The organism is Pseudocolwellia sp. AS88, from assembly GCF_030551755.1.
In the GTDB taxonomy this organism is placed as follows: Bacteria; Pseudomonadota; Gammaproteobacteria; order Enterobacterales; family Alteromonadaceae; genus Pseudocolwellia.
The window spans coordinates 68,553-93,480 of sequence record NZ_JAUPEC010000001.1 but is presented as its reverse complement, the minus strand read 5'-3'; the positions used below and the strand labels follow the sequence as shown (position 1 = coordinate 93,480).

Annotated in this window: 21 protein-coding genes; 6 read left to right on the top strand and 15 right to left on the bottom strand. The window is 33.3% G+C overall.

Translation table 11 applies throughout. The annotated features are described in order from the left end of the window. Positions 1–33: 33 nt before the first annotated feature. Complete coding sequence (gene yeiP / locus Q5N69_RS00435; protein WP_304366578.1) at positions 34–606, bottom strand: elongation factor P-like protein YeiP; 573 nt, start codon at positions 604–606, stop codon at positions 34–36. A 479-nt stretch (positions 607–1,085) separates the two neighbouring features. Here yeiP and Q5N69_RS00430 point away from each other — a divergent pair, with 479 nt between their 5' ends. Beyond that, the gene (locus Q5N69_RS00430) at positions 1,086–3,365 is read left to right on the top strand and encodes a marine proteobacterial sortase target protein (protein WP_304366577.1); all 2,280 of its coding nucleotides are present in this window, start codon (positions 1,086–1,088) and stop codon (positions 3,363–3,365) included. After that, a complete protein-coding gene (locus Q5N69_RS00425) occupies positions 3,349–3,960 on the top strand; it encodes a class GN sortase (RefSeq protein ID WP_304366575.1) in 612 nt (203 codons plus the stop codon). The genes Q5N69_RS00430 and Q5N69_RS00425 overlap by 17 nt, the downstream gene beginning before the upstream one ends. Before the next feature lie 150 nt (positions 3,961–4,110). Here the strand turns inward: Q5N69_RS00425 and Q5N69_RS00420 are convergent, their stop codons facing one another. From Q5N69_RS00420 to Q5N69_RS00400, 5 genes are all read right to left on the bottom strand, one after another. Further along, positions 4,111–4,548 (bottom strand): DoxX family protein, encoded by a 438-nt coding sequence (locus tag Q5N69_RS00420; protein ID WP_304366573.1) that lies wholly within the window; start codon positions 4,546–4,548, stop codon positions 4,111–4,113. 56 nt (positions 4,549–4,604) lie between these two features. Further along, positions 4,605–5,429 (bottom strand): putative DNA-binding domain-containing protein, encoded by an 825-nt coding sequence (locus Q5N69_RS00415; RefSeq protein WP_304366571.1) that lies wholly within the window; start codon positions 5,427–5,429, stop codon positions 4,605–4,607. Further along, positions 5,422–6,444 (bottom strand): DUF692 domain-containing protein, encoded by a 1,023-nt coding sequence (locus Q5N69_RS00410; protein WP_304366569.1) that lies wholly within the window; start codon positions 6,442–6,444, stop codon positions 5,422–5,424. Before Q5N69_RS00410 ends, Q5N69_RS00415 begins: the two co-directional genes overlap by 8 nt. Before the next feature lie 31 nt (positions 6,445–6,475). Continuing rightward, positions 6,476–6,763 carry a DUF2282 domain-containing protein gene (locus Q5N69_RS00405; protein ID WP_304366567.1) on the bottom strand — a complete coding sequence of 96 codons (288 nt, stop codon included), beginning with the start codon at positions 6,761–6,763 and terminating at the stop codon, positions 6,476–6,478. 75 nt (positions 6,764–6,838) lie between these two features. Further along, on the bottom strand, positions 6,839–7,306 hold the full coding sequence (locus Q5N69_RS00400) for a YHS domain-containing (seleno)protein (RefSeq protein WP_304366565.1): 468 nt from the start codon (positions 7,304–7,306) through the stop codon (positions 6,839–6,841). Between the two features lie 130 nt (positions 7,307–7,436). Between Q5N69_RS00400 and Q5N69_RS00395 the strand changes: the two genes are divergently transcribed. Further along, a complete protein-coding gene (locus Q5N69_RS00395; RefSeq protein WP_304366563.1) occupies positions 7,437–8,261 on the top strand; it encodes a cupin domain-containing protein in 825 nt (274 codons plus the stop codon). Positions 8,262–8,287: 26 nt separating this feature from the next. Here the strand turns inward: Q5N69_RS00395 and Q5N69_RS00390 are convergent, their stop codons facing one another. Together Q5N69_RS00390 and Q5N69_RS00385 are read right to left on the bottom strand one after the other, a co-directional pair. Beyond that, a complete protein-coding gene (locus Q5N69_RS00390; RefSeq protein WP_342866494.1) occupies positions 8,288–8,869 on the bottom strand; it encodes a DJ-1/PfpI family protein in 582 nt (193 codons plus the stop codon). A 40-nt stretch (positions 8,870–8,909) separates the two neighbouring features. After that, positions 8,910–9,482 (bottom strand): LysE/ArgO family amino acid transporter, encoded by a 573-nt coding sequence (locus Q5N69_RS00385; protein WP_304366561.1) that lies wholly within the window; start codon positions 9,480–9,482, stop codon positions 8,910–8,912. Positions 9,483–9,630: 148 nt separating this feature from the next. Between Q5N69_RS00385 and Q5N69_RS00380 the strand changes: the two genes are divergently transcribed. Then, complete coding sequence (locus Q5N69_RS00380; RefSeq protein ID WP_304366559.1) at positions 9,631–10,524, top strand: LysR family transcriptional regulator ArgP; 894 nt, start codon at positions 9,631–9,633, stop codon at positions 10,522–10,524. Between the two features lie 459 nt (positions 10,525–10,983). On the opposite strand, the gene Q5N69_RS00375 is transcribed toward Q5N69_RS00380, so the two are convergent. The 7 genes from Q5N69_RS00375 to recR form a co-directional block, all read right to left on the bottom strand. Then, a complete protein-coding gene (locus Q5N69_RS00375; protein WP_304366558.1) occupies positions 10,984–11,976 on the bottom strand; it encodes a DUF4339 domain-containing protein in 993 nt (330 codons plus the stop codon). Positions 11,977–12,022: 46 nt separating this feature from the next. Further along, positions 12,023–12,469 (bottom strand): DUF4339 domain-containing protein, encoded by a 447-nt coding sequence (locus Q5N69_RS00370; protein ID WP_304366556.1) that lies wholly within the window; start codon positions 12,467–12,469, stop codon positions 12,023–12,025. A gap of 236 nt (positions 12,470–12,705) precedes the next feature. Beyond that, complete coding sequence (pepA, locus tag Q5N69_RS00365; RefSeq protein ID WP_304366554.1) at positions 12,706–13,485, bottom strand: flocculation-associated PEP-CTERM protein PepA; 780 nt, start codon at positions 13,483–13,485, stop codon at positions 12,706–12,708. 219 nt (positions 13,486–13,704) lie between these two features. Further along, on the bottom strand, positions 13,705–16,782 hold the full coding sequence (locus Q5N69_RS00360; RefSeq protein ID WP_304366552.1) for a glycoside hydrolase family 15 protein: 3,078 nt from the start codon (positions 16,780–16,782) through the stop codon (positions 13,705–13,707). A gap of 232 nt (positions 16,783–17,014) precedes the next feature. Further along, the gene (adk, locus tag Q5N69_RS00355) at positions 17,015–17,659 is read right to left on the bottom strand and encodes an adenylate kinase (RefSeq protein ID WP_304366551.1); all 645 of its coding nucleotides are present in this window, start codon (positions 17,657–17,659) and stop codon (positions 17,015–17,017) included. 149 nt (positions 17,660–17,808) lie between these two features. Further along, entirely contained in the window at positions 17,809–19,752 is a 1,944-nt protein-coding gene (htpG, locus tag Q5N69_RS00350) for a molecular chaperone HtpG (protein ID WP_304366550.1), read from the bottom strand. A 238-nt stretch (positions 19,753–19,990) separates the two neighbouring features. Continuing rightward, positions 19,991–20,593, bottom strand: a complete 603-nt coding sequence (gene recR / locus Q5N69_RS00345) for a recombination mediator RecR (RefSeq protein ID WP_304366549.1) — start codon at positions 20,591–20,593, stop codon at positions 19,991–19,993. Between the two features lie 376 nt (positions 20,594–20,969). Here recR and xdp1 point away from each other — a divergent pair, with 376 nt between their 5' ends. Next, positions 20,970–21,836, top strand: a complete 867-nt coding sequence (gene xdp1, locus Q5N69_RS00340; RefSeq protein ID WP_304366547.1) for an exosortase-dependent surface protein XDP1 — start codon at positions 20,970–20,972, stop codon at positions 21,834–21,836. A gap of 131 nt (positions 21,837–21,967) precedes the next feature. Continuing rightward, positions 21,968–24,733, top strand: coding sequence for a tetratricopeptide repeat protein (locus Q5N69_RS00335; RefSeq protein WP_304366545.1), 2,766 nt, complete (start codon positions 21,968–21,970; stop codon positions 24,731–24,733). Positions 24,734–24,928 lie beyond the last annotated feature (195 nt).

Sequence of the window (24,928 nt, the reverse complement as noted above, 5' to 3'; positions counted from 1 at the left end):
GTAAACCTTGAGCTTTTTAGAAAGTAATAAATATTATTTGTCTGCACGCCCCATAAATTTACATTCAGCTGTATTCACTTTAATTTTGTCACCTGTAGAAATATGCTCAGGCACTTGTACGGTTAAACCTGTAGAAAGAATTGCAGGTTTAGTACGAGCAGTAGCAGAACCACCTTTAATTGACGGGTCTGTTTCTGTAATAACTAGTTCTACACTTGCAGGTAAATCAATACCTACAGGTACTTCATCAATAGAAATGATTAACAAGCCTTCTGTATCTTCAGTTATAAAACGAGCTTCATCAGTGATTGCATCTAAATTTAAGTTATATGGCGTGTAATCTTCTGTATCCATAAATACATATTGATCACCATCAATGTATGAAAACATAACAGGACGGCGTGTAAGTTCAGCTAATTTAAGCATGTCACTGTCTTTAAATGTTTCATCAACTTTATGACCTGAAACTACATCGTACATACGCATACGGTATAAACTTCCACCTGCGCGGCCTTGCGGAACTGAACGCTCAATATCTTTTACAATGTAAACACTATCGTTATGTTCTATTGCTGTATTTTTTTTAACATCACTTGCCTTTGGCATGAAAAACTTCCTTAAAATAATCAATGCAGGAAAAATAGCATGAACTCAATTTTATGCAAGCGCTTATCGGCTAATACCTTGCTAAATAAAGCGTTAAACGGCTAATTTCTGCTATATGCCATAAGTTATTTAACCTGAACTCGGGATAATGGGTTTTGTAGAACATTAATTTATAATGTACTAATTATAAAGCAATAGTCTTTAACTGATTTATATGACTTTTACCTTCCTAATGTTGGTATTTAGCCCGTATACCAAGGCGTTTTTATGTACTAATAGCGAGCTATTAGTAATAAAAATAACGACGGTAGGCGGTTAAATAACAATGTTAGGCATAATCGCTTATTCCGCGTTCAGGTTATTTAAACTTTTGCCATAATTTCGCCCTATTTCCCCCTTACATTGCCTTTTTGTTGTCGGTTAATAGTCGAATTTAATTGTTTTAATAGAATTACATTAAATACATTGAAGACGACATTATGTTTAAACAAACCTTATTATCAAAAGCACGCAGAAATAGAGAGATCATTGATTATGCACCTACGTATAATCGCCGTAATCGAAATAGTAAATGGTACTCACCATTGTCATTACTGAAATGGTTTTTATTGGTGGGGTTATTGGCAGGTTGTGCTTTTTATGTAATACCTCTTAATGCTACAACCTATAACAATTACTCTACTTTAGATGATGTAAGCAGTGGGCAATTATTGTTTGAGTCTTCTGAAACTATTAAAACTAATCTTAAAGAAACCCGACTATATCAATCAGCGATATTGCTAAACTCTGCAGCTTCATTTGATATTAACGGCATAATAGCTTCAGTAACTGTTACTCAGTCTTTTTTGAATACTGGTGATGAAATAGCTAATGGCCTGTATACCTTTCCTTTACCTGAAAACTCTGCGGTTAATTACTTAAAGATTCAGGTCGGCAACAGAGAAATTGAAGGAAAAATATTAGAAAAAAATGAAGCTAAAAAGTTATTCAATAAAGCCAAAGCTTCAGGTAAAAAAGCCAGTTTAGTTGAACAGCATCGCCCTAACCTTTTTACCAATAAAATAGCAAATATAGCCCCGAATGAGCAAATAACTGTAACTATAAAATACGTTCAACATTTAGATTATACGGATGGGGAGTTTAGTTTACGTTTTCCTATGAGTATTACACCTCGTTATCAACCTAATTCATTGCCTTACTCTAACAACAACTCAGAAACAGAGAATACAGACAATTTCTCCTCAACAGCAACTCACCTTCTCAATGAAGATTTATCTATTTCAGAGCTTAGTCAGTTTACTCAACCCAATAAAAACAAGATAAGTTTACGTGTGAATTTAAATGCAGGTATTCAACTGGCAAGTATTGATAGCCCTTCACATACATTGAACCTGAATAATAACGAGCTAAATGGTGAGCCTTTAAAAATAAGTGTTGGCAATGTACAAGTTCCTATGGATAAAGACTTTGTATTACAGTGGCGTCCAAAAGCTTCAATTGCTCCGCAACTAAGTCTTTATAATCAAACCTTAGATGGTGAAGAATATACCTTAGCTATGTTATTGCCACCAATACATTCAACAATTGATGATAATGAACAACCATCAACTACATTCGCTCGAGATATTACCTTTATTATTGATACTTCAGGTTCAATGCAAGGCGACTCAATAAAGCAAGCCAAGCAAAGTTTACATTTTGCCCTTAGCACACTTACTGAAAAAGATAGTTTTAATATTATTGCCTTCGAGTCCCTTTCAACAAACTTGTTTCAACAAACAAAAATGGCAACCTCAAAAAATGTAGCCAAAGCATTAACCTTTATTAATCAACTTTCTGCTGATGGCGGTACTGAAATGTACCAGCCGTTAAGTAATGCTTTAAACATGCAAAAAACACCGCTACAAAATGAAAATGCCATCAAACAAATACTCTTTATAACAGATGGTGCGGTAAGTAATGAATTAGCGCTGTTTAAGTTAATTACAAACACTACTGATTTACCACGTTTATTTACAGTAGGAATTGGCAGTGCTCCTAATGGATTTTTTATGCGTAAAGCAGCTCAATTTGGACAAGGTAGCTATACATTTATTGGTAATATCGATGAAGTAGAAGATAAAATGGCTATGTTATTAGAAAAAATTAGCCGCCCTTCTCTCACCAACATAAATGTTCAGTTTCACCCATTACACCTTGGCAATATCGAACAATATCCAAATAAGATCCCTGACTTATACTCAAATGAGCCACTTATCATCGCATTTAAAACCACAGATAAACCTTCAAGCATTCAACTGTTTGGTGATTTAGCCAACAAAGGATGGCAACAAGAAGTGGAATTAAACGCAGCTAAAACAGTAGATAATAACTCAGGCATATCATCTATTTGGGCAAGAGCTAAAATTGAAGACTTGTTAGATGGTTTAGTCATTGGTAAGCCACTTGAAGAAGTTAAAAGTGATGTAATTACAACCTCATTAAAACACCAGGTAATGTCGCCTTATACAAGCTTTATCGCTGTAGAAAAAGAAATATTGAGTGCAGATGACAAGGATAAGCGTAAGAAAGAACTATTAGCACAAAAAGAGAAACAAGCGAGTAAGAAGTTAGCAAGCCAAAATAGCTTACATGCGGCTGTATTCCCTAAAACAGCGGTTGGTTGGAAACTACAATTTTTATTAGGTTTAATTCTGCTGACACTTTCTCTTATTTGGCTTTCAAAACTAAAGAAGAAGAACCATGAAAATTTTCTTTAATCAGATGATTACCAATCACATAAAATTAAGATTCTGTTCGATTATATTATGTGTAGTGTCACTTTTAGTTATTGCACATAGTATGTACCTTCCAGCTAAAGCTTGGATATCTCAACAACTAATAGCTTATAGTTGGGAAGTTACACAAAAAACTAAAGAAGCCTCTCCGCCGTGGCCTTGGGCAGATACTACAGCAGTAGCTAAAATGGATATTGCACGACTAAATAAATCGATGGTATTACTAAAAGGAACAGATCCAACAACTCTGGCATTTTCAGCAGGTGTTATGCATCAGTACTCAACATTAAGCAGCAATCAGCCTTTTGTTGTTGCGGGGCACAGAGATACTCATTTTAGTTTTTTACAAAACGTGCAAATGGAAGATGTGATCAAACTTGCCGATATTGATGGTAATACCCAAGTTTACCAAGTTGAAAGTATCGAAATTATAGACAGTGATAAAACACCATTATTATTAGATATGGGGCAACCTGAATTACTATTAATTACTTGTTACCCATTTAATGCTATGCGTTCAGGAGGTAGCTTACGTTATGTGGTTAAAGCTAAAAAACTCAAAGAAATGTTAAGCTAATAGACTTATTGTTAATATATATTTAAGCAGATTATAAATGATATGTAATTTGAATAAGTTGAGATTTTGTTAATAAAATAAACAAGCAAGCTTATGCTCATAGCACTCGCTTGCTTTTGTAATGTAACAACGATGACGCCTGTTGCTAATTTAGGTGATTTTTAACATTCTATCTAAAGAGAAACGTTGTCCACCTAATATAATAAGCATCACAATTAAACTTCCCCACAACACATGTTCATTAAATGCTGCTGGAGGTATATCAACTAAACTAATAACCGCTACGGCATTTACAATAAATAGACCGATTGCAGACAGTCGAGTGAATAAACCTAAAAATAATAATACCGGCAAAATCAACTCACCTGCGGTTGCTAACCATGCTGCCACTTCATAAGAAAGCATAGGCACTTCATATTCATATTCAAAAAGCATTAATGTAGATTCCCAATCACGTAACTTTGTTAAGCCTGATTTAAAGAAAATATTCGCTATGTATATACGCGTAAAAAGAAATGCAGGTGCAATCAATAATTCTGCAAAACCTAAAATTTGGTTATGAAAATCTCTAACCTTTAGAATAGTCATTTTTAAGTGCCTTATATTTGAATAGTTATGAATTATATGTAGTTATAATTAACTTATTATTTTTGTATAGTAATACTATTAATAAGTCGTTCTTGTATTGCTTTAGGTAGCCATTCAACAAATGAAAAATCTGTTTCATTTAAGTCATCAAGTGCCTGACCAATTGAAGTTTTTGATTCTGTGTCTTTACCCAAGAGCGCACTAAACCATAGGTATTCATCAGTCGATATACGTGAGTATTGCGCTTGAAAATCTGGACGCCAAATAATAAAGCTATATAGATTTCCAGCTTCATTATCTGAAAGTTTATATTTTGTTGTGAACTCAGTTAACTGCTGAGTAACGTCGTCAAGACTATTAATTTGTTCTTCTTCAGTTAGATTAGTGATCGTATTATTTATTTCATCTAATGGTAATGTTGATTGCATTATGTCTATACCAGAGCAAAAATTAATATATAACTGGTATGCATCATTTTCACCTAATAGATTCAATGTAGTTAAATCAACAGGTACATCTTTACTTCGCTCTGATTGATGACATGCAAGATCAAGTCTAGCTATTTGCGACAACAAATAAGCATTACTCAGCTCTTGTTTTGCAATAAAACCAGGTAAAGTACTACCAAACTCTCCCCAGTCGTATTCTTGCTTGAGTTCAGCTTTTAAATACTTTGCAACTAAGGTATTAAATCTATTTTTACCGATATAAGAATGTACCGTCGCGTAGGTTATTGATAAAGCACGAGCAGCGTTAGCAATTAAACTGTGCTGATATATTTTAAGACCTTTATTTTTGACATCATGTTCTGATGACTGATTAAATAAGCTGTTACCTAAAAATATCGCTTCTAATAATTTATTCTGTTGCTGATCAAGCATGATGATGACTCATACAATGGATATCATCTGCTTGCTGTATTTCTTCTAATTTATAATCTTCACTACTTCCAAGAAAGTATTCACTTTCATCAAGAATATCGGTAAAACGGGTATCTTCCTCGTTACCGAAAACCATTTTAGCAATATCTTTAGCTTTACTAGCTTCAGCAAGTAACGTTGTCCAAGACGGTAAGTTTTCGTCCCACTCAATCAGTGTAGGAATAGCACCGAAACGTGTGAGTGCAAAGTGATAAATTGCCCATGTATTAATAGATACGGGACGACTGTGATCATCAATCATCAAACTATCAGATCCTACAGGTGTACAGCCAGCTAAATGAAACTCACCAACAATATCAGCAGGTATATTAGCTAACCACTGCTTGGCGTATTCAACTACATTAAGCTTCTTTCCGGTTCCACTAAGTAGTGCTTGATTAGTAGCATTAACCACTAAGTTATTTAGATCAATTAACAGCTTACATTGGGTAAGTTCACACAAATTAACTAAAAATTCACTCTCGCTATAAATTGAGCCAGGTAACTCCATATAAGCAGATAAGTTTTCAATGAGTATTTTTCGACCTAAAACACGTTGCACACGTAAAACATTTGCGGCCATCAAATTAAGGCTTTCTTCGTTAAAAGGTACAGGTAATAAATCGCCACCGTGTATATGATTGCTATTTATATCCGCCCAACTAAAACACGCATGATCAGAAACTAAAATAGGATCACAACGTTTTATTAATGTGTTTAGTTGGTTAATTTGCTTTAGAGGTATTTGCGATGCAGAACCTAAACCTAGTGATGTTGAATGTAAGCTTACTGAATATTTTTGACTGATATCATTGAACAATTGATGACTTGCGCCACCTTCAGCAAAAAAATTCTCTGCATGCACTTCAATAAAGTCAATGTTAGCTGGAGTATTCAAGGCTTCATCATAATGTTCATGCCTTAAACCCACACCAATTAAGGGGAGTTTTGATGTTTTTTTAAGATCATCATTCATCAAAGGTATACTCCAGAAACATCAAATAAAATTAAGACGGCATTTTAACTTTTGCGCGAGCTTCTTTACTTGTTAAGCCGCCTTTAACTTTACATAAACCTTTATTAACTAAGCGCCATTCACCTGGATCATTATCTACTGTAGATTGACCTGCACAAGAATGTGTTCCTGCAATATTACTACAATCATTTTGGCCTGCTAATGATACACCGTAACATTTTTCTTTTTTAACGCGTTCTTCGCCAGCTACACTGTCTGCTACAGCACCTAAAGTTAAAGCTGCTGCTAATGCGCTTGATAATGCTAATTTATGACTCATAGTTTTTTCCTTTAATGTTAAAAATAATATTTACAATCTATTAGAACGTATTAATAGATTGTAACTTTCAATTAATTACAATTCTTTTGCTTCAACACCTTTAATTTCAGGCCAATTTTCATTTGCCGAGTTCAGGTATCCAGATACGTCCGTTAACCATTTTTTCTGAACATCTTTGTTCAAGTTAAGGTATAGCTTGTTATCAACAATTTTCCAAGCTAATGGATCAGTATCAAACTTTTTCTCCATTGAAACACCAAAAGCACAATATCCACCGTATTGAGGAGCATACTTGCTTGGGCTACTTTTAAAAGTATCTCGATTTTCTTCTGAACTAAAACGATAAATACTACCTTTATAAGTTGCAGTATAGTTAACATTACCTACTGTTGGTTGTGATTTAGAAAAATAACTTACAGGGTCATAACCTTGAATAGCTAAATCATTAGCATCAGCATTCATATCAATATCAGCAGCAAAAGATAAGCTGCTAACCGCTAAAATTGAACCCGCTAGAATTGTTTTTAAAGTAGTTTTATACATGATGTATTCCTCATTCATATTTTCAATAGATTTAATATTGGGTATTAAGTACGAATGAAATAATAGTGTAGTTACTTATGAGCGTGAGATACAATCGTCCAAACTTTGAATCATATCGTCCAATACTGCTATGGATCACCTTTCTCAGATCATTGATCGCTTCACTTTACAGGCTGGAGTTTTTTACACGGGTAAACTTTGTGGTTTATCAAGTTTCAAAGATGACAACGCTTTAGAGGGACATATTCACTTGTTGAGAAGTGGAACATTATCAATTGTAGGGTTAAAAAAACAAAAGATTGTACTCGATAAACCTTCACTTATATTCCTGCCAAGACCACTTAAACATGGTTTACAAGCGAGAGAAATTGATAATGCTGAACTTATTTGTGCAACATTAAGTTATGGAAGTAGTACTTCTAGTTTATTAGCAGACACTTTACCTGACCTCTTAATTCTTCCTTTAGAGCAATCCCCTTTTCTACAAACAAACATCGATTGGATTATTCAAGAAGCATCTGAAGAAGATCAGCAAGGTCGGCAAGCAGTAATGAATCGTTTAATGGAAATATTCATTATTAATATGATCCGCTCCTTATTACACAACGGGGAACTCGCACAAGGCATGTTGTCTGGTTTGATGCATCCTCAGCTAAAGAAAGTATTACAAGCAATACATAATGCCCCTGAAAAAGCTTGGACTTTAGAGGTAATGGCAGAAACCGCAGCAATGTCGCGGTCTAAGTTCGCTGAAGTTTTCAAGAATGTAATTGATCAAACACCTAATGAATATTTAATACATTGGCGTGTAGGTGTAGCACAAACATTATTGAAACAAGGTAAAAGTGTCAGTTTTGTCGCAAACAGTGTGGGATATGAAACTGCTTCAGCCCTTGCAAGAATCTTTAGAAAAACCTGTGGCTTATCGCCTAAAGAATGGTTAGATAGCTTGTAATACGTTTTGAGTAGATAAAACAATAGTTATAAACCAGACCAACAAAATTCCATTTGCTTAGCTGTCGCTATTGCATGCTGATGTGAACTCATTAATTTTACTAAATGAAGACTCATATCAATTCCAGCAGAAATACCACCAGAAGTGATTATCTTTCCTTGTTCAACCCAGCGAACATCTTGTTTAACTCTAAGCTTCGGATATTGTATTTGTAAGTCGTTAATATCTTCCCAATGTGTTGTTACTTCATGATCATAAATAACACCCGCTTTAGCTAATAAAAATACACCAGTGCAAACAGAAGCAACTATTTGAACTTTCGTGCTTTGATCTAAAATCCAATCAGTAACCTGTTTTTTGTTCAATTCGTTTGTATGATCGCCACCAACGATTATTAATAGATCTATTTTTGGATGATTATTAATTTGATAATCGGGTATAAGTTTAAAATTTGATCTGGCTTTAACTATTCTATCATTTTGGTTAATTAAAAACGTATTAAATACTGGTTTCTCTGATATTCTTTCCGCTGTTGTAAATACTTCAAACGGACCTGAAAAGTCTAATACTTCAGCATTATTATAAATATAAATTCCTATATTAATCATATGTTTTCCTAACCAATAAATATCATCTTTAAAATAAGAACTAATGAAGTGTATTTGAATACAAAGACCAAGCAATAAACCACATAATACATGCTACGAAAAAGTCGATTCCTCTTAATATTTTAGGTTTTGATAACAAAGGTCCCATTTTGGCTGCACCAACAACTAAAGCATAAAACCACATGATAGAAGCTAAAATAGTTCCTAATGCGAAAGCAGTACGAGCATCACCTGAAAACTGACCACCAACAGTGCCTAAGATCATTACCGTATCGATATAAACATGTGGGTTTAATAAAGTAACAGCGAGTGTTGTGGCGATAACGACTTTTCTACTTTTAAACAAGGCTTGTTTGGTAGACTTTTCATATTGATTATTCCAAAAAGCTTTAAAAGATAAAGCCCCATAAACAAATAAAAACATAACTCCTCCCCACGTTATTATTTTCATGAGAAGTTCATTGCTATTAATTAGAACACTAGCTCCAAATATACCAGCTAAAATAAGCGTAACATCACAAATAATACATAACGTTGCAGCAAGTATATGATGATTGCGGTTAATTCCTTGACCTAACAGATAAGCATTTTGAGCTCCAATCGGAATTATCATTCCTGCACCCAATAGAACACCTTGTAACATCGCTGAAAATACCATATTAAATTTTACTCTTAAAAATAATTATCGTGAGATTAACCTTTAACTAAACATAAATATAATTAATAATATTTATCATACATTAGAAAAATTAATTATCATTATGAAAAATATAGATTACAAACTATTACATGCCTTTAATATGGTAATTAAATATGAAAGTTTTGATAAAGCCGCTGAGTTTTTATATTTAACTCAATCAGCGGTTTCGCAACGAATAAAACAACTTGAGCAACTTGTATCTCAACCGGTATTGATTAGAAGCACACCGCTAAGAGCTACAGAAATAGGTAAAAAATTACTTAACCATTATTATCAGGTTCAACAATTAGAAGCTGATTTATTGCCACATATTTATCCTGAAGATCTAATTTCCCCTTTAACAATCTCATTAGCGACAAATGCTGATAGTTTAGCAACTTGGTTAATTCCAGCATTAGCAAAGTTAATACAAACACATAATATTGAGCTCAACTTAGAAGTTACAAATGAAACCAATACCATTTATAAATTAAAGAATGGTGAAGTTTTTGGTGCCATAAGTACACAAGCAACAGCGCTTCCTGGATGTGTTGTAGATAAGCTAGGAAATATGAATTATGTTTTGGTGGCTTCTCCAGATTTCAGAGACAAACATTTCAAAAAAGGTGTTAATAAAGATGCATTATTGAAAGCACCAGGCTTATTATTCGATAGCAAAGATATGATGCATATAGAGTTTATTAAAAAAGAATTTGGTTTGCTGCAAGGTAGTTATCCTTGCCACATAATTCATTCTTCAGAAGCTTTCGTTAATTTCGCTAAACAAGGGTTGGCTTATTGTTTAATAGCTGAATTACAGATAAAAGATGAATTAAAAGAAGGAAAGCTCATCAATCTTCTTCCTAAAAAACAGATAAATCAAACACTGTATTGGCATAGATGGTCATTAGTGAAAGGGGTATTTAAGAAGTTTTCAGATAACATTATTGAACAAGGAAGTAATATTTTAAGTTAATTAACCTCAGCTCGGGATAAGCAAAGTTACTCAATAAGCTATTTTTAAGCCTAACATCGTTGTATTCGTTACCAATAGCCAGCTATTGGGTACACAAATCCGCCTTGCTAGGCATAAAACTATCAATATTGAGTTATCATATTACATGTGAAGTACTCTGATGTTTCTTTAATCTATTAATAAATAATTATTTTTATTGAATGTTATGACATTCATTATTCCGAGTTGAGGTTAATTAGCATAGAACGAGACAAGCTATTTATCGTTTATCTTTATTGTTTTCCCATTTTTGTGAATACGACTTATTGGCCAATTATTCGATACTTTTAAAGGTATTATTATAAACACAAATAACTTCTCTTACATTATCCTCAAGAGTTCCATCAATATTGCAACTTTAATTCATTTCATAAAAAAAGAGAGTTTACACTCTCTTTTTACAATTAAACATATTGATGACTAAAATCGTCTACGTCTTCTTCTTTTTTTCTTTTGTTCAGCTTCTTCGAGCAAAGCATTATTGTTTTCTTCATCAACAAAAACTACTTCATCATCAGCTGGAATACTGCTTCTTTTTAATTGCTCAGACAAACTTAAGGAGGTCTCATCTGTTTTTGCTGTAAAAACTGACTTCAAACGACTTTTTACATCATGAAAGCTCTTATGCTCGACAGCACTTGATTCTTGTGTCGTTGATGTTGTAGTTTTATGCTCTTGATTTGGTTCTAATTGACTTTGATCTAATTGATTATGAGTTTGTTGGTCTTCCAAAATAATCGATTCATTAGTAATAGAAGGTGAACTTACAGGAGTCGGTTGAACTTGGTTATGAATTGTCGTTTTACTAACAGATACATCATTCGTTTTTATAATACTTTGTGATGTAAATTGTTTTCTTTCTTCTACTTTAGATAATTCTGGAAGCTCACCTAATGTAGATAATTCATCAGAACCAGTGGATGTCTTGCTTAAAACAAGATCCCCAAACTCTTTAACTACATCGATGATCTCATGTTTAGCTATATCAGCAGCTCTAGTTAACTCTACTAATTGTTTTGAAATTAAATTCTTTTTCTTCTCAATAGGTAGAATGTTAGCTTTAACATCTGATGATAAACTTTCAGTTAAACTATTATATTTGATAATTATCTGCTCAAAAGCACTAAGATTACTTTTAGATTTTTTGATCATTTCATCAATTAATTTAACTTTTTTGTTCAAGTCTCTTTTTTTAGAGACAAACTTCTCAATTAATTCTTTAGAAATTTGGGTTACAGGTTTAACTTCAGACGTTAAGCTGCTTAGCTCAGGTATTTGGGTAACAGGTAACCATTGACTAAAAGAAGGATTCCAACCATACAGATCATTGTTATTAGCGAGTAACTTGAGCGCATCATTTATATTGAATGGCCCTGAAACTTGACCATTATCTGAAAAATACCATTTTTTCATAATTTTATCTTACTACTTTTTTAGTTAAATTATAAATGTCTTGTATTTAATTAAAAACAAGCTCTTCCTTTTTAAACTCATCAATACTCTTTTGTAATTCTTCATACTGTTTACGGACATTTTGAAGTGTTGTTTCAACTTCCATATTCAGTTTTTCAGTAAACTTATGGTAAGTATCAATATCTTCATCAAGTTCAGATAAAGCTGCGCGAGTATTTCCTAATGTGTTATCAACCCTAGACAAAGTTTTAAATAATGCTTGTTCTTGGTTTTTATATTCTTCAATGAGCTCTTTAGGTAAAGCCACCGGAGGTGTTGGTATAGAAATTTCAACATCGAAATCGTCTATACTGTGAAGAGGCATCCAATATGTAAATGACGGATGCCATACATATAAATCTTCTGTTGAATTTTCTAAAATATATTCTTGAGCTTCAGAAAAGCTTAGAGATTCTGTGATTTTTCCATTGTTTGAAAAAAGCCATTTTTTCATTATATTCTTCCATCATTTATTATGAATAGAAATTCATTTTATTATTAAGTTTTCTTTCCATTATTCAATCTATCAAGTTATGGATGATTTTTCACCTATTTATTTAATTGAACGAAGATAAAAGATAATAAATTAACAAGAGGAAATATAAAAACCAAAATTTAGACACAAAAAAGCCGAACAATAGTTCGGCTTTTAATTAACTTATTGTATAAACAATAAAGTTGTATCTTTAATTAAGATTTACGACGACGTGCGCCTGCAAAACCTAAAAGACCTAAACCTAAGATAGCTACAGAAGCTGGCTCTGGAACGTCAAATGACATATTACCGTCATGAGAGATTTCAAATGTTTGTGTATCGCCAACAGAGCCATAAACTGGGCTAAAACCAACAACATCTTGAACTGTAACTGTTAATTCAGAGATAACATTATCTGATGTAGAAAGATCAGCAGTACCTGCTGTGCTAAAGTAACCTGGAGCAAAATCTACATCTAAGAAAACGTTACAGCTACCAGATGCATTACCTGTAGGATTAAGGATTAAACAATCACCAAATCTGAATGACATATCAGCAATTTTGATTGTGTTAGCATCCATTTCACCAAGAAAGTTACCATCAGCAAATTGATCAACGTATAGCGCACCAGCACCGGCATTAAAGTTTACGTCAGTAATTTCACCAAACGGAGTAGAAGCAAAGTATTCTGCAAAACCACTAAAGCTATAATCGAAAAAGATTTCGTAAGCACTTGGAGCTACATCAGCACTACTTGTTAATAAAAAATTAACAAGATCAGTAGTACCAAATTCAGAGAAAGCTTCAAGACCAGAAGCGTTACCATTTGTATCAGTATCTGTTTGTGAAACAGTTGCAACGTCAAAGTTAAAATCTAATGCATTAAAAGTAACACCTGAACCACCAAATGATGAATCATCAAATGTAATTACAGCGTTTGCTGAAGCACCAAACGATGTAGCAGTTATTAATGAAGCAAGTAATAATTTTTTCATGTTTAATTCCTTATAAATATAAATTGTAAAGTTATTTAGATAAGCAATTATATTATTAATCACTATATCCGTCATGTAACTTAATAATGCACTTCACGTGCCACATATTTATACCACTTAAATTACAGCCACTTACATAACAAAAAGATAAATTATATTTTATTAAAAACTCATATTGTAAAAAAAACCGACACATTGTTTTCACTGATTTTTTAAACTTCAATATGCTTTAAAAACGTTCAAAGCATATTGCTTGAGTACTTCAGGAGGTTGAGCCATAAGTACGTCTAAGCTTCTTTCATGACCAATATCCAAATTTGAATCAATCACATAACGTTTTGCTGCTTCTTCTATTACTTCACCAAGCACAATACTTTCAAATTTACTCTCTGGGAAAGTTTTACAATATTGAGTAAAGGCATATAAAACTTCAACAATCGCAGATTTATAATAAATGGGATGTAAATGTTGAATTAACACATCAAGTGTTTGAGCAAAGCTTTCTTCTTTTGGTGTCATGGATGTTCTTACCATGTTTGCATCTAATATTTCTGATGCATTTTTATTATCACCAAAAATAATAGTTTGAGTATTAGCTAAGCTTTGCCAAATGTCATTTAAAAATACATCATCGATGCGTGTAATTAAACCTCTTGTGGTTCGCCATTGTAACCAATCCGTATCAATAGCTTGTGCTTGACTAGAAACATTCTGGTTATTTAATTGAGCCGCAGAGCTATATTCACCACCATAATTAAACGCTTCTTGTTGTGCGTTTAGTATGTTTTTAACGATAGAGTTAAGTTCTGCTGGTGACTTGCTTGATAAAAAGATTAGTGATTCTTCTGCACACTCAATACCTTCTGCACAAATAGCTAAAATACTATTAAGTTTAATCGAGCGTAACCCATCAAATAAATGAGTATTTGTACGCACCAAGTTTCCTAGAATAACTAATAGTTCTTGAACTAAAGTTCTCTCGAGTAAATTATCAGATGCACTATCTAATTTTTTTACTAAGTTCTTGGGTTTAAGTAAAAAATGTTCGCCATTTAGTATTGTTTGATCTTTTTGTCCCACAGCAATAGTAATATTTCGAGAACAAACTTGAGAAAGGTCATCAACAAGATCTTTATAAGATAACTCAAGTAACGAGAAACATAATCGAGCGGTTAACCAATGTTGCTTATGTTGAGCTCGGCTATATATGCTTTCAATCAAACATTTAAAGGTAACTTCAACACTATCAGTTTTTGCTGTAGCATCAATATTTGAAGCTAAGTTAGTGTCTAGTTTATGTTCTGTACTCCAAGCCATTAACTGCGCGTAACTGGTTTTATCTGAAAAATCGAATGATTTTAAACCTTCTTGTATTGTTTCTGAAAATAATGAGAAATCGAATGGGATTATATGTGAATTTGAAACTTCAGGCGTATTTTCTAATGCCTGAATATTAATGTTAGGTACGACAAGTTGATTTTCTCGTGATGCTCTATAAGCCAAACTAGCAGAAGCATAACCTACATTAGTTTGTGTGGTTCTTAATTGAAGCGACCTGATAGTATCTAACAATACATCTACATTTACGCTATCACACATATCTTGTGTTAATAGATAACTAAATACTGCTACTTCATCATTAAGCCAATGTTTACTAATATGACTAACTTCGCTTTCTAATTGCTCTGTTGCTAATTCAGCATCAAATATTCTGTAGTTATTTTCTTTGTGTTGTAAGCTTGAAAGGGATAAATAAGCTTTGCCATTAAAGGTATGTGTTTGAGCTGTAGCTAATCCTTGAAGACGACGCTTAGAGCGGCCTGTAAGATTTAATCTTTCATTTGCCCCTACTTTCCTATAACACTCTACAAGTTCTTCTGCGGTAATAACACCAATAGGACTAATTTCATCAATAGTCTCAGCTATAACCCCTTTCGCAGCTAGTTGTTGTTTAACACTATTATTTTCCGCTAAAACGACTAAAGCTAACTGAGCTTCTGATGCTTGAGTAGACCTTGATCTTAATTTCAAAGGATCTAAATCACTCTTTTCTATTACACCTTCATCCAGCATCAAACCAGTAAAATACAAACTTTGAGCCCAAACTAATGGAATATTTTCATTGGGTTGCCTTACTTGACTGCCAGGAGATTTTCGCTCTCCATCAATATTTTCATCTGCAACATAATACAATTCAGGTAAAAGTCTTTTACCATCGACTTCTACCATAAGAGATTCAAGTTTATCTTTATATTTTTTGGCTTCTTCAATATCATCATCAAATAAAGCTTGGATATATAAATAAGTATAAAACAATGGCCATTCTGACTCGATATTTTCAAAACTAGCTAGTTCAGAATGTTCATAATGCATACGACTATGATCTTCAATTGCTGTTTGATGTCCGTCCCATAAAAAGCGTTTACAACCATAGTTTCCCCCGAGTTCTGATAAGATTTTATCTCTAGTTTTATTTACAAGAGCTTTGTCACTAACAGCAAAGGCAGGAAACCCTATAACACTTAGAATAGCGCTATCAACCTCTTTAGAAACCGATTCGCGAGGTAATAAATGGGCTAATGTATTTCGAGCTCTAGATATTGCATCAGGTATAGTATGAATAATAGCTCTAGGATTAGCATCTACGCCAAAAAGGTTAAAACCATCAAGTGCTTGTAGCGCTGCTTTTGCCATCCCTACAGAGCTAGCATTAATCTCTGTTTTCCCATTATTAATTTTATTCCCTCGTTCCCAAATACCGTAATCAGGAGTTCTGTAAGCAAAGGCTACGTAGTAAACAAGGTTTTGAACAAAGTCGACTTCATCTATAGTTTTAACAATACGTAAACCTGAGGCTGACATTTGAGCGATCATTAATAAAAAAATTGATGTCGCATCTATTTGCAAATGTCCCCATTCATCATCACCTACAACAGTAAGACCTGTAGTTGTACTATATTTAGCATGTAAACAATCCATAGGATCTAAAGTTGTTTTAAACTTTTCGACCTTATCTGCTTGTCGCATCATTGAAATTAATAAACCGCGCATTAGCTTTATGGTGGATTGTTCTAATTCGTCACATTTAATTTTATCTCCACCACGCTTAAATGCCATCCCCAAACTCCACACACTCAAAATTGAGTAAACATTATCTCTAACCCATGCGTCAGTATAATCACCATGTGTTGTTATTGCGGTGCTAGCTGGAAGCAAACCACTAACAGGATGTTGTCGTTTAATAATTATATCGTTTATGTCTTTATATAGACGATGTAACAAATCAGCTTTTTGCATAAATAATTACCCTTTTAGAAGGATGGAAATAAAATAAAGTGGGAGTATTAATAGTATTGTTCAAAATCTAGAGAATGTTAATTGGTAGAAAATATAAAACGACAAATATCAGACCAATTAAAGGACTTATGTTAATAATGCTACTATTTGCTGAAAAATCAATAAAAAATAATGTGGTAGAAAGTAAAAAAGCTCGTAAACGAGCTTTTTTTTGGGAAATTACATTAAATATCTAAGAAAGTTTTTCAGATAAAATTGTATTCACTGTTTCAACAGTTTGGGTTCCATCAATAGAGATATATGAACAGTTACCACTTTCTGCTTCTGCTTGGTAGTATTCAACAAGAGGCTTAGTCTGTTCATGGTAAACAGTTAAACGTTTACGAACTGTTGCTTCTTCATCATCAGGACGAATAGACAAATCTTCACCTGTTTCATCATCCTTTCCTTCTACTGAAGGCGGGTTATAAATAATATGATATACACGACCTGAACCTGAATGAACTCTACGACCTGCCATACGTTCTACAATAACGCTATCAGGAACATCAAATTCAATAACAAAATCAACCAAAACGCCATTTTCTTTCATTGCGTCTGCTTGCGGTATAGTGCGTGGAAAACCATCTAATAAAAAGCCAGCTTTACAATCGTCTTGGGTTATTCTTTCTTTAACTAAGCCAATAATTAGCTCGTCTGAAACCAATTGACCTGCATCCATTACTTCTTTAGCTTTAATGCCAAGTTCTGTACCCGCTTTAATAGCAGCTCTAAGCATATCACCAGTGGAAATTTGTGGGATGCCAAACTTGGCCATTAAAAATTGTGCTTGAGTACCTTTACCAGCTCCTGGAGCACCTAATAAAATAATGCGCATTTATAAAGCCCTTTATAATTTATTTATGATAGATTTAAAAAGCAACACTATACATTTTCAGGCGGTTGCAAACAAGTAAGAAAACACAAGAATAAACTAAAAAGGAGCCATATGGCTCCTTTTTAAGACTAAAGTATTATAGTTAAATATTACTTAGTTAAACTTAACATCAATTTATTTAATCGTGTAACAAATGAAGCAGGATCTTTTAGGCTGCCTCGTTCTGCTAACATTGCTTGATCAAATAACACTTCTGTCCATTGATTAAATTGCTCGTCATCAACCTCATCGGAAATATGCTTAACTAACTCATGCTCTGCATTTATTTCAAAGATTGGTAATGTTTCTGGTACTGCTTGACCCACAGATTCCATTAACTTGATCATTTGACTACTCATGTCATGCTCATCAGTAACGATACAAGCAGGAGAGTCAGTTAAACGTTGTGAAAGCTTCACATCTTTAACTTTTCCTTCAAGAGCTGATTTTATACGAGTTACAACAGAATCAAATTCTTGTTCAAGCTTCTCTTGTGCTTCTTTAGTTTCAGCATCATCCATATCACCTAAATCTAATCCACCGCGTGTAACAGATTGAAGTGACTTACCATCAAATTCATTTAAGTGGCTTACTAACCACTCATCAATGCGATCTGATAATAATAAAACTTCAATACCTTTTTTACGGAATACTTCTAAATGAGGGCTACTTTTAGCAGCAGAAAAATTATCAGCAACAACATAATAAATTTTATCTTGCCCTTCTTTCATACGTTCAATGTATTCTTGCAAAGAAACACTTTGAATATCATTATTTTCATTAGTTGAAGCAAAACGTAAAAGTTTAGCAATCTGTTCTGTATGCGTAGGATCCTCAGCAGGGCCTTCTTTTAATACTTGACCAAACTCGTTCCAGAATAGTTGATATTTTTCTTTATCATTTTTACCTAAGCGCTCAAGCATAGTAAGTACACGTTTCGTACAACCTTTTCTAATTGCTTGTGTTACTTTATTATCTTGTAATATCTCACGCGATACATTTAATGGTAAATCATTAGAATCTAATAAACCTTTAACGAAACGTAAATATGTCGGCATAAATTGTTCAGCGTCATCCATAATAAATACACGTTGAACATATAATTTTAGACCATGTTGTTTTTCACGATTGTGTAAATCAAAAGGAGCTTTTGTAGGGACATACAATAAACTTGTATATTCAGTTTTACCTTCCACTCTGTTATGAGCCCATAATAGGGGATCACCAAAGTCATGAGATACGTGCTTGTAAAATTCTTTGTATTCATCATCTGATACTTCAGATTTTTCACGTGTCCACAATGCTGTTGCCTTGTTCACTGCTTCCCATGCGGCTGACTTTGCTTCAACTGCAGGACGAGTTACGTTACCTTCATCGTCTTTTTCTTCTGCTACGGGTTCAACAGCAGGAGTTAACATTTCAACAGAAACAGAAATATGATCAGAATATTTAGTCACGATTGATTTTAAACGCCAATCATCAGCAAACTCAGTTTCATCATCTTTTAAATGAAGAATAATATCAGTACCGCGATTAGACTTTTCAATTTGAGCTGTTGTAAACTCACCCTCACCTTCACTACTCCACTCAACACCTTTCGATGCATCATCACCGGCAGCACGAGAGCGCACAGTCACTCTGTCAGCAACGATAAATGCAGAATAGAAGCCAACACCAAACTGACCAATAAGTTGTGAATCGGCAGCTTGATCACCTGATAATTGAGAAAAGAAATCTGAAGTACCTGATTTAGCAATAGTACCTAAATGAGTTACCACATCTTCATGATTCATCCCTATACCATTATCAGAGATAGTTACCGTGTTATTTTCTTTATCAGCGCTTACTCGAACACGTAAATCGCCATCACTTTCATATAAATCTGCATTTGATAACGCTTTAAAACGTAATTTATCAGCAGCATCTGCAGCATTTGAAACTAATTCACGTAAGAAAATTTCTTTATTGGAATATAAAGAATGGATCATTAATTTTAATATTTTTGCTGTATCAGCACTAAAACTATGATTTTCGGTATTTTTTACATCAGTCATTGAATAAACCTTTTAGATAAAACTTATTTTTTATATATAAGGCAACAATAAAATAACAGTAAGTTAAATTACTCGTTGTCAGTTGCCATTAGATATAAGACTGTGTTTTAGCTTTTCAACCTTTAATAGTAAAAAGTTAATAAACAATTTTCCGATGAGATAAGGTCTTGACCAGTAAAAGGTGCAATTTCTGTTTAAAATAGCACCATAAACACGTGTATTAGGATGGGGAGAAATATTAAGAGTAGCTTTTCCGGCCTGATAATGCATGTGACAATGTATTACCGTCTACATATTCGAGTTCTCCACCTACAGGTACACCGTGAGCTATACGCGAAACGTTTACGTTATGTTTAGAGGCTAATTCAGCGATAAAATGAGCTGTAGCTTCCCCCTCTACCGTAGGGTTTGTTGCAAGAATAATTTCTTTAAAATGATCAGCGTTAAGTAATTGACTTAAAATATCTAACCCTAAGTCTTCTGGTCCTATACCATCAATAGGAGATAGATGACCCATTAAAATAAAGTATTTACCTTTAAACTCTCCAGTTTGTTCAATCGCAATTACGTCTGCAGGTGATTCAACGATACACAGCTGTTGAATAATTTCACGCTTAGGGTTTCTACAAATTTCACAAACATCTAACTCAGTAAATGTTCGACATTGCTGGCAATGACCTATATTTTCCATCGCATTTTTTAAAGCATTAGATAGCTTAGAGCCACCTGTTCTATTTCTTTCGAGTAGATGAAAAGCCATTCTTTGGGCTGATTTAGCCCCAACGCCAGGTAAACATTTCAAAGCATCTATAAGCTCTTGCACTAATGGACTAAAATTCATGATTTTTAACACTTCAAGTTTTAATAAAATAATTGATAAACATTATTCTAGCATCAAGTAATGTGCTAAAATATAATACAGAAAATTTTTATCTCATTAGTTTTGATAAAACATCTTAAATGCATATACCTAGCAAAATAAACGGTTAATGTATTTTCACAGGTGTAAATTAAATAGGGTGTCTGCAAATTTTACACTCTTCAGATTAATCTAATCACCAGCTGTAAAAATCAAAACCAACACATTGATAAATAAAAGATATTTTAAATTGGCTCGATTAGTGCTTAAAGCTATTCAAGTTAGATGAAGTTTAAATGTAATTATATTTTGTATTTTTACATTACACATAATAAAAAATTATATTGGAGTTAACAACATGTTGTTAAATATAAGTAAATTGAGTATCGCAAGTTTAGCATTAATATCAGCATCAGCTTTTGCAAGTACAACTTACACTGATTTCGGTTCTGTTAGTGATACAGGAACCAGTTTTAATGAATTTTCTCTGAATGCTAGTGGAGTAACAATAACTGTTTCAGGTTGGTCAGATACTGATAACTTCAGTACATCTGAAGGCGGCAACCCATTAACCGGCGATGATAAAATCACTAAGGCAACCGACTTTGATAAGAATGGCAACGGTTGGTCTATGGAAAACATTGATGAATCAAATCAAGCTAATTGTGGTTATTCACATTCTGCAGATAATTTAGGTGGTGGCACCGGAAGCGATTCATGTAACTACAATGATTATGATATGTTTTTACTTGAGTTTTCAGAAGCTGTAAATATTTCTGAAATTACCTCTAGCTGGTTGTATGGTCAAGGTCGTACCACTAGCAGTAAGAATACTGCTGCCACAAACAACCAAATTACAGTTGCAGCACTTAGCAATAATGATTTATTAGGCAATTCTTGGAGTGATGTAGCAGACACTGCAACATCCGGTTTTTCAAGCTTCACTTACAGCTCAACGTCAGGATATTACACTTCTGATTTAACAACTGCTGATGCCAATGTTTCTGGTGTATATTCTAGTTACTGGTTAGTCGGTGCATTAAACACTGTATTTGGCGGAACTCTTTCAGATGAAGGTAACGACGGTATTAAATTATCAGGTGTATCTTTCTCTACAGGCTCAGGTACTCCACCTCCAGCAACAACAGTTCCAGAGCCGGCTTCTATCATGATGTTTGGTTTAGCTTTAGTTGGATTTGCAGCAAGCAGACGTAAAGTAAAATAATAAGTAAATTATTTATCAAAAAAAGATGGCTATGCCATCTTTTTTTTTTACCTTAATTTAAGTTATATTGTTCGCTTCGCTAAACAGCAATTGCTTCAGCCTTATTACTTATTACCCCAAATTGGATAAATATGCGTTCATTACTGATAGTATCTACATTACTAGTTTCTTTAAATACTTATGCTTTTAACGATTTCGAAAAGGCACTCACATCCTATAATACAAATAATGTTGATGACGCTTATATCCATCTAAAAAATGTCCTGAAGGATGATGAAGATAACTTACCAGCTATTATTTTAATGGGAAGAGTTTTACTAAAAAAAGGGCTTTACCTCGAAGGAATAGAGGTGTTACAAGAAGCTTTACATAGAGGCGCAGATATAAACTTTATACTTAACGATCTTACTAGCGCCCTAATGTTAACAAGTAAGTTTGATGAGGTACTGCAGCTTGCAACAAATAAGAGTCTGACACCAGAAAGCAAGTTAACAACTTTTTTATTATCAGGTAACGCATATTCGGTCATGTTAGATAGCGATAATGCCGAATTATTTTATAAAAAAGCCTACGAACTCTCTCCAAATAATTTACGAACAATTGGTGCCCTTGCTGCCCACCTGTTATCTCAAAATAATACAACTGATGCAGAAAACCTAATAGCTAAAGCACTTATATTATTTCCTGACGATAGTCGTGTTTGGAATCTAAAAGGGCAACTTCATGAAAGTAAATCAGAAAACGAATTGGCACTTAAAGCTTATAAACAAGGCTATGATCTTAATCCAAATGATCCATTTATCCAAAGAGCATTAGCTAATGCTTATGCTAGTGCAAAACGAACCAATGAAGCATTGGCTTTAGTGGATGAAATTTTAAAAGACACACCTGAAGACCCATTCGCGAAACTACTTAAAAGTCGATTGTTTAGCTACACATCTAGAGAGGATGAAGCAAACCAAATTCTTGTTGATATTAGTCAAAAACTCTCATTATTAAGTGATAAACAAAGAAATAGTAATGTATCTTTTGCTCTTGTGGCTGGTACTGCGGCATATTTACAAAATAACTTAGAGCTTGCTCAAAAAGAACTACAGTTTTATGTTCAAGAACAACCTCAAGATTTAAGTGGGATAAGCCTGCTGGTAGATATCTATTTAAGTCAAAATCAAGAAGCTAAAGCATTTGAATTACTTGAAAGTAAAACCAAAATAATTAAAAACAATTTAGAACTTTCATTGAGGTTATTTGAGCTGTACCTGAATAACAATAAAGTCTATAAAGCCCAACAAATATTAGAACCGTTAGAAAATACTTATGGTAAACACCTGAATTTCACTTTAGCTAAAGCTAACCTTTTAGCTAAAAGTAACCAAATTGATAAAGCCTTAACATTATTAGAAGACAACAAACCAGAAAAATTCTCATCAACTTATTATTTAACAAAAGGTTTATTACTCTCTTCAAACAATCAACTAGTTGAAGCTCATAAGATTGCAAATGAACTACTTACACTCAATAAAGCCAATACGGATTATTTAAGTTTTAAAGCGAGTTTATTGTTACAACAAAACAAGTGGACTGAAGCTCTTTCGATTTTATCTAAGATTATAGAGTTACAACCTAATAATTTCAGTGCTTTATTTAATACTGCTACAGCAAATGCAGCATTATCTAATCTAGAAGAAGCAAACAATATTGCAACACGTTTACTTGAAGTCCAACCTGATAATATTTCGTTGCAAGTACTTAAAGCAAAAATTGATAAAAATATGGGAGATATAGAAAGCGCTAAAACAACACTTAATAAAATTATAGATAAAAACTCTACTTATATCCCGGCTCTAGAAGTATTGATGGAAATTAATTACCAGCAAGAAAAATATGAAGATGCTCTTGAACAAGTTGATAGGCTTAGCAAGCTTAGTTTCTTAAATACCAAATATATAAGAATGAAGGCCTTAATTTATATTGGTTTAGGAGACTTAGGCAATGCCAAGAAACAATTACAAATACTGTTTGGTGTTGTAACAAGTCCAAGAGAAATGTTTTCAGTAAGCCAAATGCAAATCCAAGCAAATGATTTAGCCGGTGCTAAGCAAAGTTTAGAGAAAGCTTTATCAATAGAACCTGACAATATATTTATTCAACGTTCATTAGTAAAACTAGAAATAGATACAGGTGAATTCACAAATGCTAATACTATTCTTATACATCTAGAAAAAACAAATAAGAGTGATCCGAATATATTAATGCTTAAAGGTGATCTCTCTCTTAAGCAAGGTGATAAAATCGAAGCTCAAAAGCTTTATTTAAAAGCTTTAAATCATGATAACAACTTTCATATAGTTTTATTAAAGTCCTATCAACTAGCATTAGCTAAGGTTGAAGAACAAAGCTTTAAAACAACATTAATTAGCCTTTTAGATAAAAATCCTAACAATTACTTAATGCGTTCCGTTTATGCTGATTACCTTTTAAATAACGGTAAAACACAAGAAGCTAAAACTCATTACGAAATGTTAGCTGATGTTAAAAACTTAAAAAACAGAGCCGCTGTGCTCAATAATTTAGCTAATATTTACATAGCTACCGATTTAAATAAAGCGGAAGAATATTCAAAAGAATCAATGGAGTTAAATAAAAATTCATCGGCGATTATAGATACTTATGGTTGGATACTAAGCTTAAACAATAAGTTCGATGAAAGCTTATCTATACTACGAAACGCTTATTCAATTGACTCTAACAATCCTTCAATTAATTATCACATTGGTTATGCTTTAGCTAAATTAAATCGCATAGAAGAAGCCAAACGAGAATTAAGACAAGCTTTAAGACACAAAGCTAAATTCTCAGAAAGAGAAGACGCACAAAACCTCCTTAACTCTCTTTAAAAAGTCAAAGTCTACGTGTTACAACGTAGACTTTACTCCTCCTCAAGTAATAACTTAAAATGCTATAAAGACTTTTTTATAGATGATATTTTTATATAATAATATAAAAGAGTTTTTTTATACTTTTACTTAAAGTGATATTATCCATTCATAAATTAGCCTAGCTAAGTTCACACCAGATCCAACCTCACTATC

What these genes read in the sequence shown, in the direction of transcription:
- yeiP (WP_304366578.1), bottom strand. Translation starts at nt 606, where the DNA reads ATGCCAAAGGCAAGTGATGTTAAAAAAAATACAGCAATAGAACATAAC.
- Q5N69_RS00430 (WP_304366577.1), top strand. Translation starts at nt 1,086, where the DNA reads ATGTTTAAACAAACCTTATTATCAAAAGCACGCAGAAATAGAGAGATC.
- Q5N69_RS00425 (WP_304366575.1), top strand. Translation starts at nt 3,349, where the DNA reads ATGAAAATTTTCTTTAATCAGATGATTACCAATCACATAAAATTAAGA.
- Q5N69_RS00420 (WP_304366573.1), bottom strand. Translation starts at nt 4,548, where the DNA reads ATGACTATTCTAAAGGTTAGAGATTTTCATAACCAAATTTTAGGTTTT.
- Q5N69_RS00415 (WP_304366571.1), bottom strand. Translation starts at nt 5,429, where the DNA reads ATGCTTGATCAGCAACAGAATAAATTATTAGAAGCGATATTTTTAGGT.
- Q5N69_RS00410 (WP_304366569.1), bottom strand. Translation starts at nt 6,444, where the DNA reads ATGAATGATGATCTTAAAAAAACATCAAAACTCCCCTTAATTGGTGTG.
- Q5N69_RS00405 (WP_304366567.1), bottom strand. Translation starts at nt 6,763, where the DNA reads ATGAGTCATAAATTAGCATTATCAAGCGCATTAGCAGCAGCTTTAACT.
- Q5N69_RS00400 (WP_304366565.1), bottom strand. Translation starts at nt 7,306, where the DNA reads ATGTATAAAACTACTTTAAAAACAATTCTAGCGGGTTCAATTTTAGCG.
- Q5N69_RS00395 (WP_304366563.1), top strand. Translation starts at nt 7,437, where the DNA reads ATGGATCACCTTTCTCAGATCATTGATCGCTTCACTTTACAGGCTGGA.
- Q5N69_RS00390 (WP_342866494.1), bottom strand. Translation starts at nt 8,869, where the DNA reads ATGATTAATATAGGAATTTATATTTATAATAATGCTGAAGTATTAGAC.
- Q5N69_RS00385 (WP_304366561.1), bottom strand. Translation starts at nt 9,482, where the DNA reads ATGATAATTCCGATTGGAGCTCAAAATGCTTATCTGTTAGGTCAAGGA.
- Q5N69_RS00380 (WP_304366559.1), top strand. Translation starts at nt 9,631, where the DNA reads ATGAAAAATATAGATTACAAACTATTACATGCCTTTAATATGGTAATT.
- Q5N69_RS00375 (WP_304366558.1), bottom strand. Translation starts at nt 11,976, where the DNA reads ATGAAAAAATGGTATTTTTCAGATAATGGTCAAGTTTCAGGGCCATTC.
- Q5N69_RS00370 (WP_304366556.1), bottom strand. Translation starts at nt 12,469, where the DNA reads ATGAAAAAATGGCTTTTTTCAAACAATGGAAAAATCACAGAATCTCTA.
- pepA (WP_304366554.1), bottom strand. Translation starts at nt 13,485, where the DNA reads ATGAAAAAATTATTACTTGCTTCATTAATAACTGCTACATCGTTTGGT.
- Q5N69_RS00360 (WP_304366552.1), bottom strand. Translation starts at nt 16,782, where the DNA reads ATGCAAAAAGCTGATTTGTTACATCGTCTATATAAAGACATAAACGAT.
- adk (WP_304366551.1), bottom strand. Translation starts at nt 17,659, where the DNA reads ATGCGCATTATTTTATTAGGTGCTCCAGGAGCTGGTAAAGGTACTCAA.
- htpG (WP_304366550.1), bottom strand. Translation starts at nt 19,752, where the DNA reads ATGACTGATGTAAAAAATACCGAAAATCATAGTTTTAGTGCTGATACA.
- recR (WP_304366549.1), bottom strand. Translation starts at nt 20,593, where the DNA reads ATGAATTTTAGTCCATTAGTGCAAGAGCTTATAGATGCTTTGAAATGT.
- xdp1 (WP_304366547.1), top strand. Translation starts at nt 20,970, where the DNA reads ATGTTGTTAAATATAAGTAAATTGAGTATCGCAAGTTTAGCATTAATA.
- Q5N69_RS00335 (WP_304366545.1), top strand. Translation starts at nt 21,968, where the DNA reads ATGCGTTCATTACTGATAGTATCTACATTACTAGTTTCTTTAAATACT.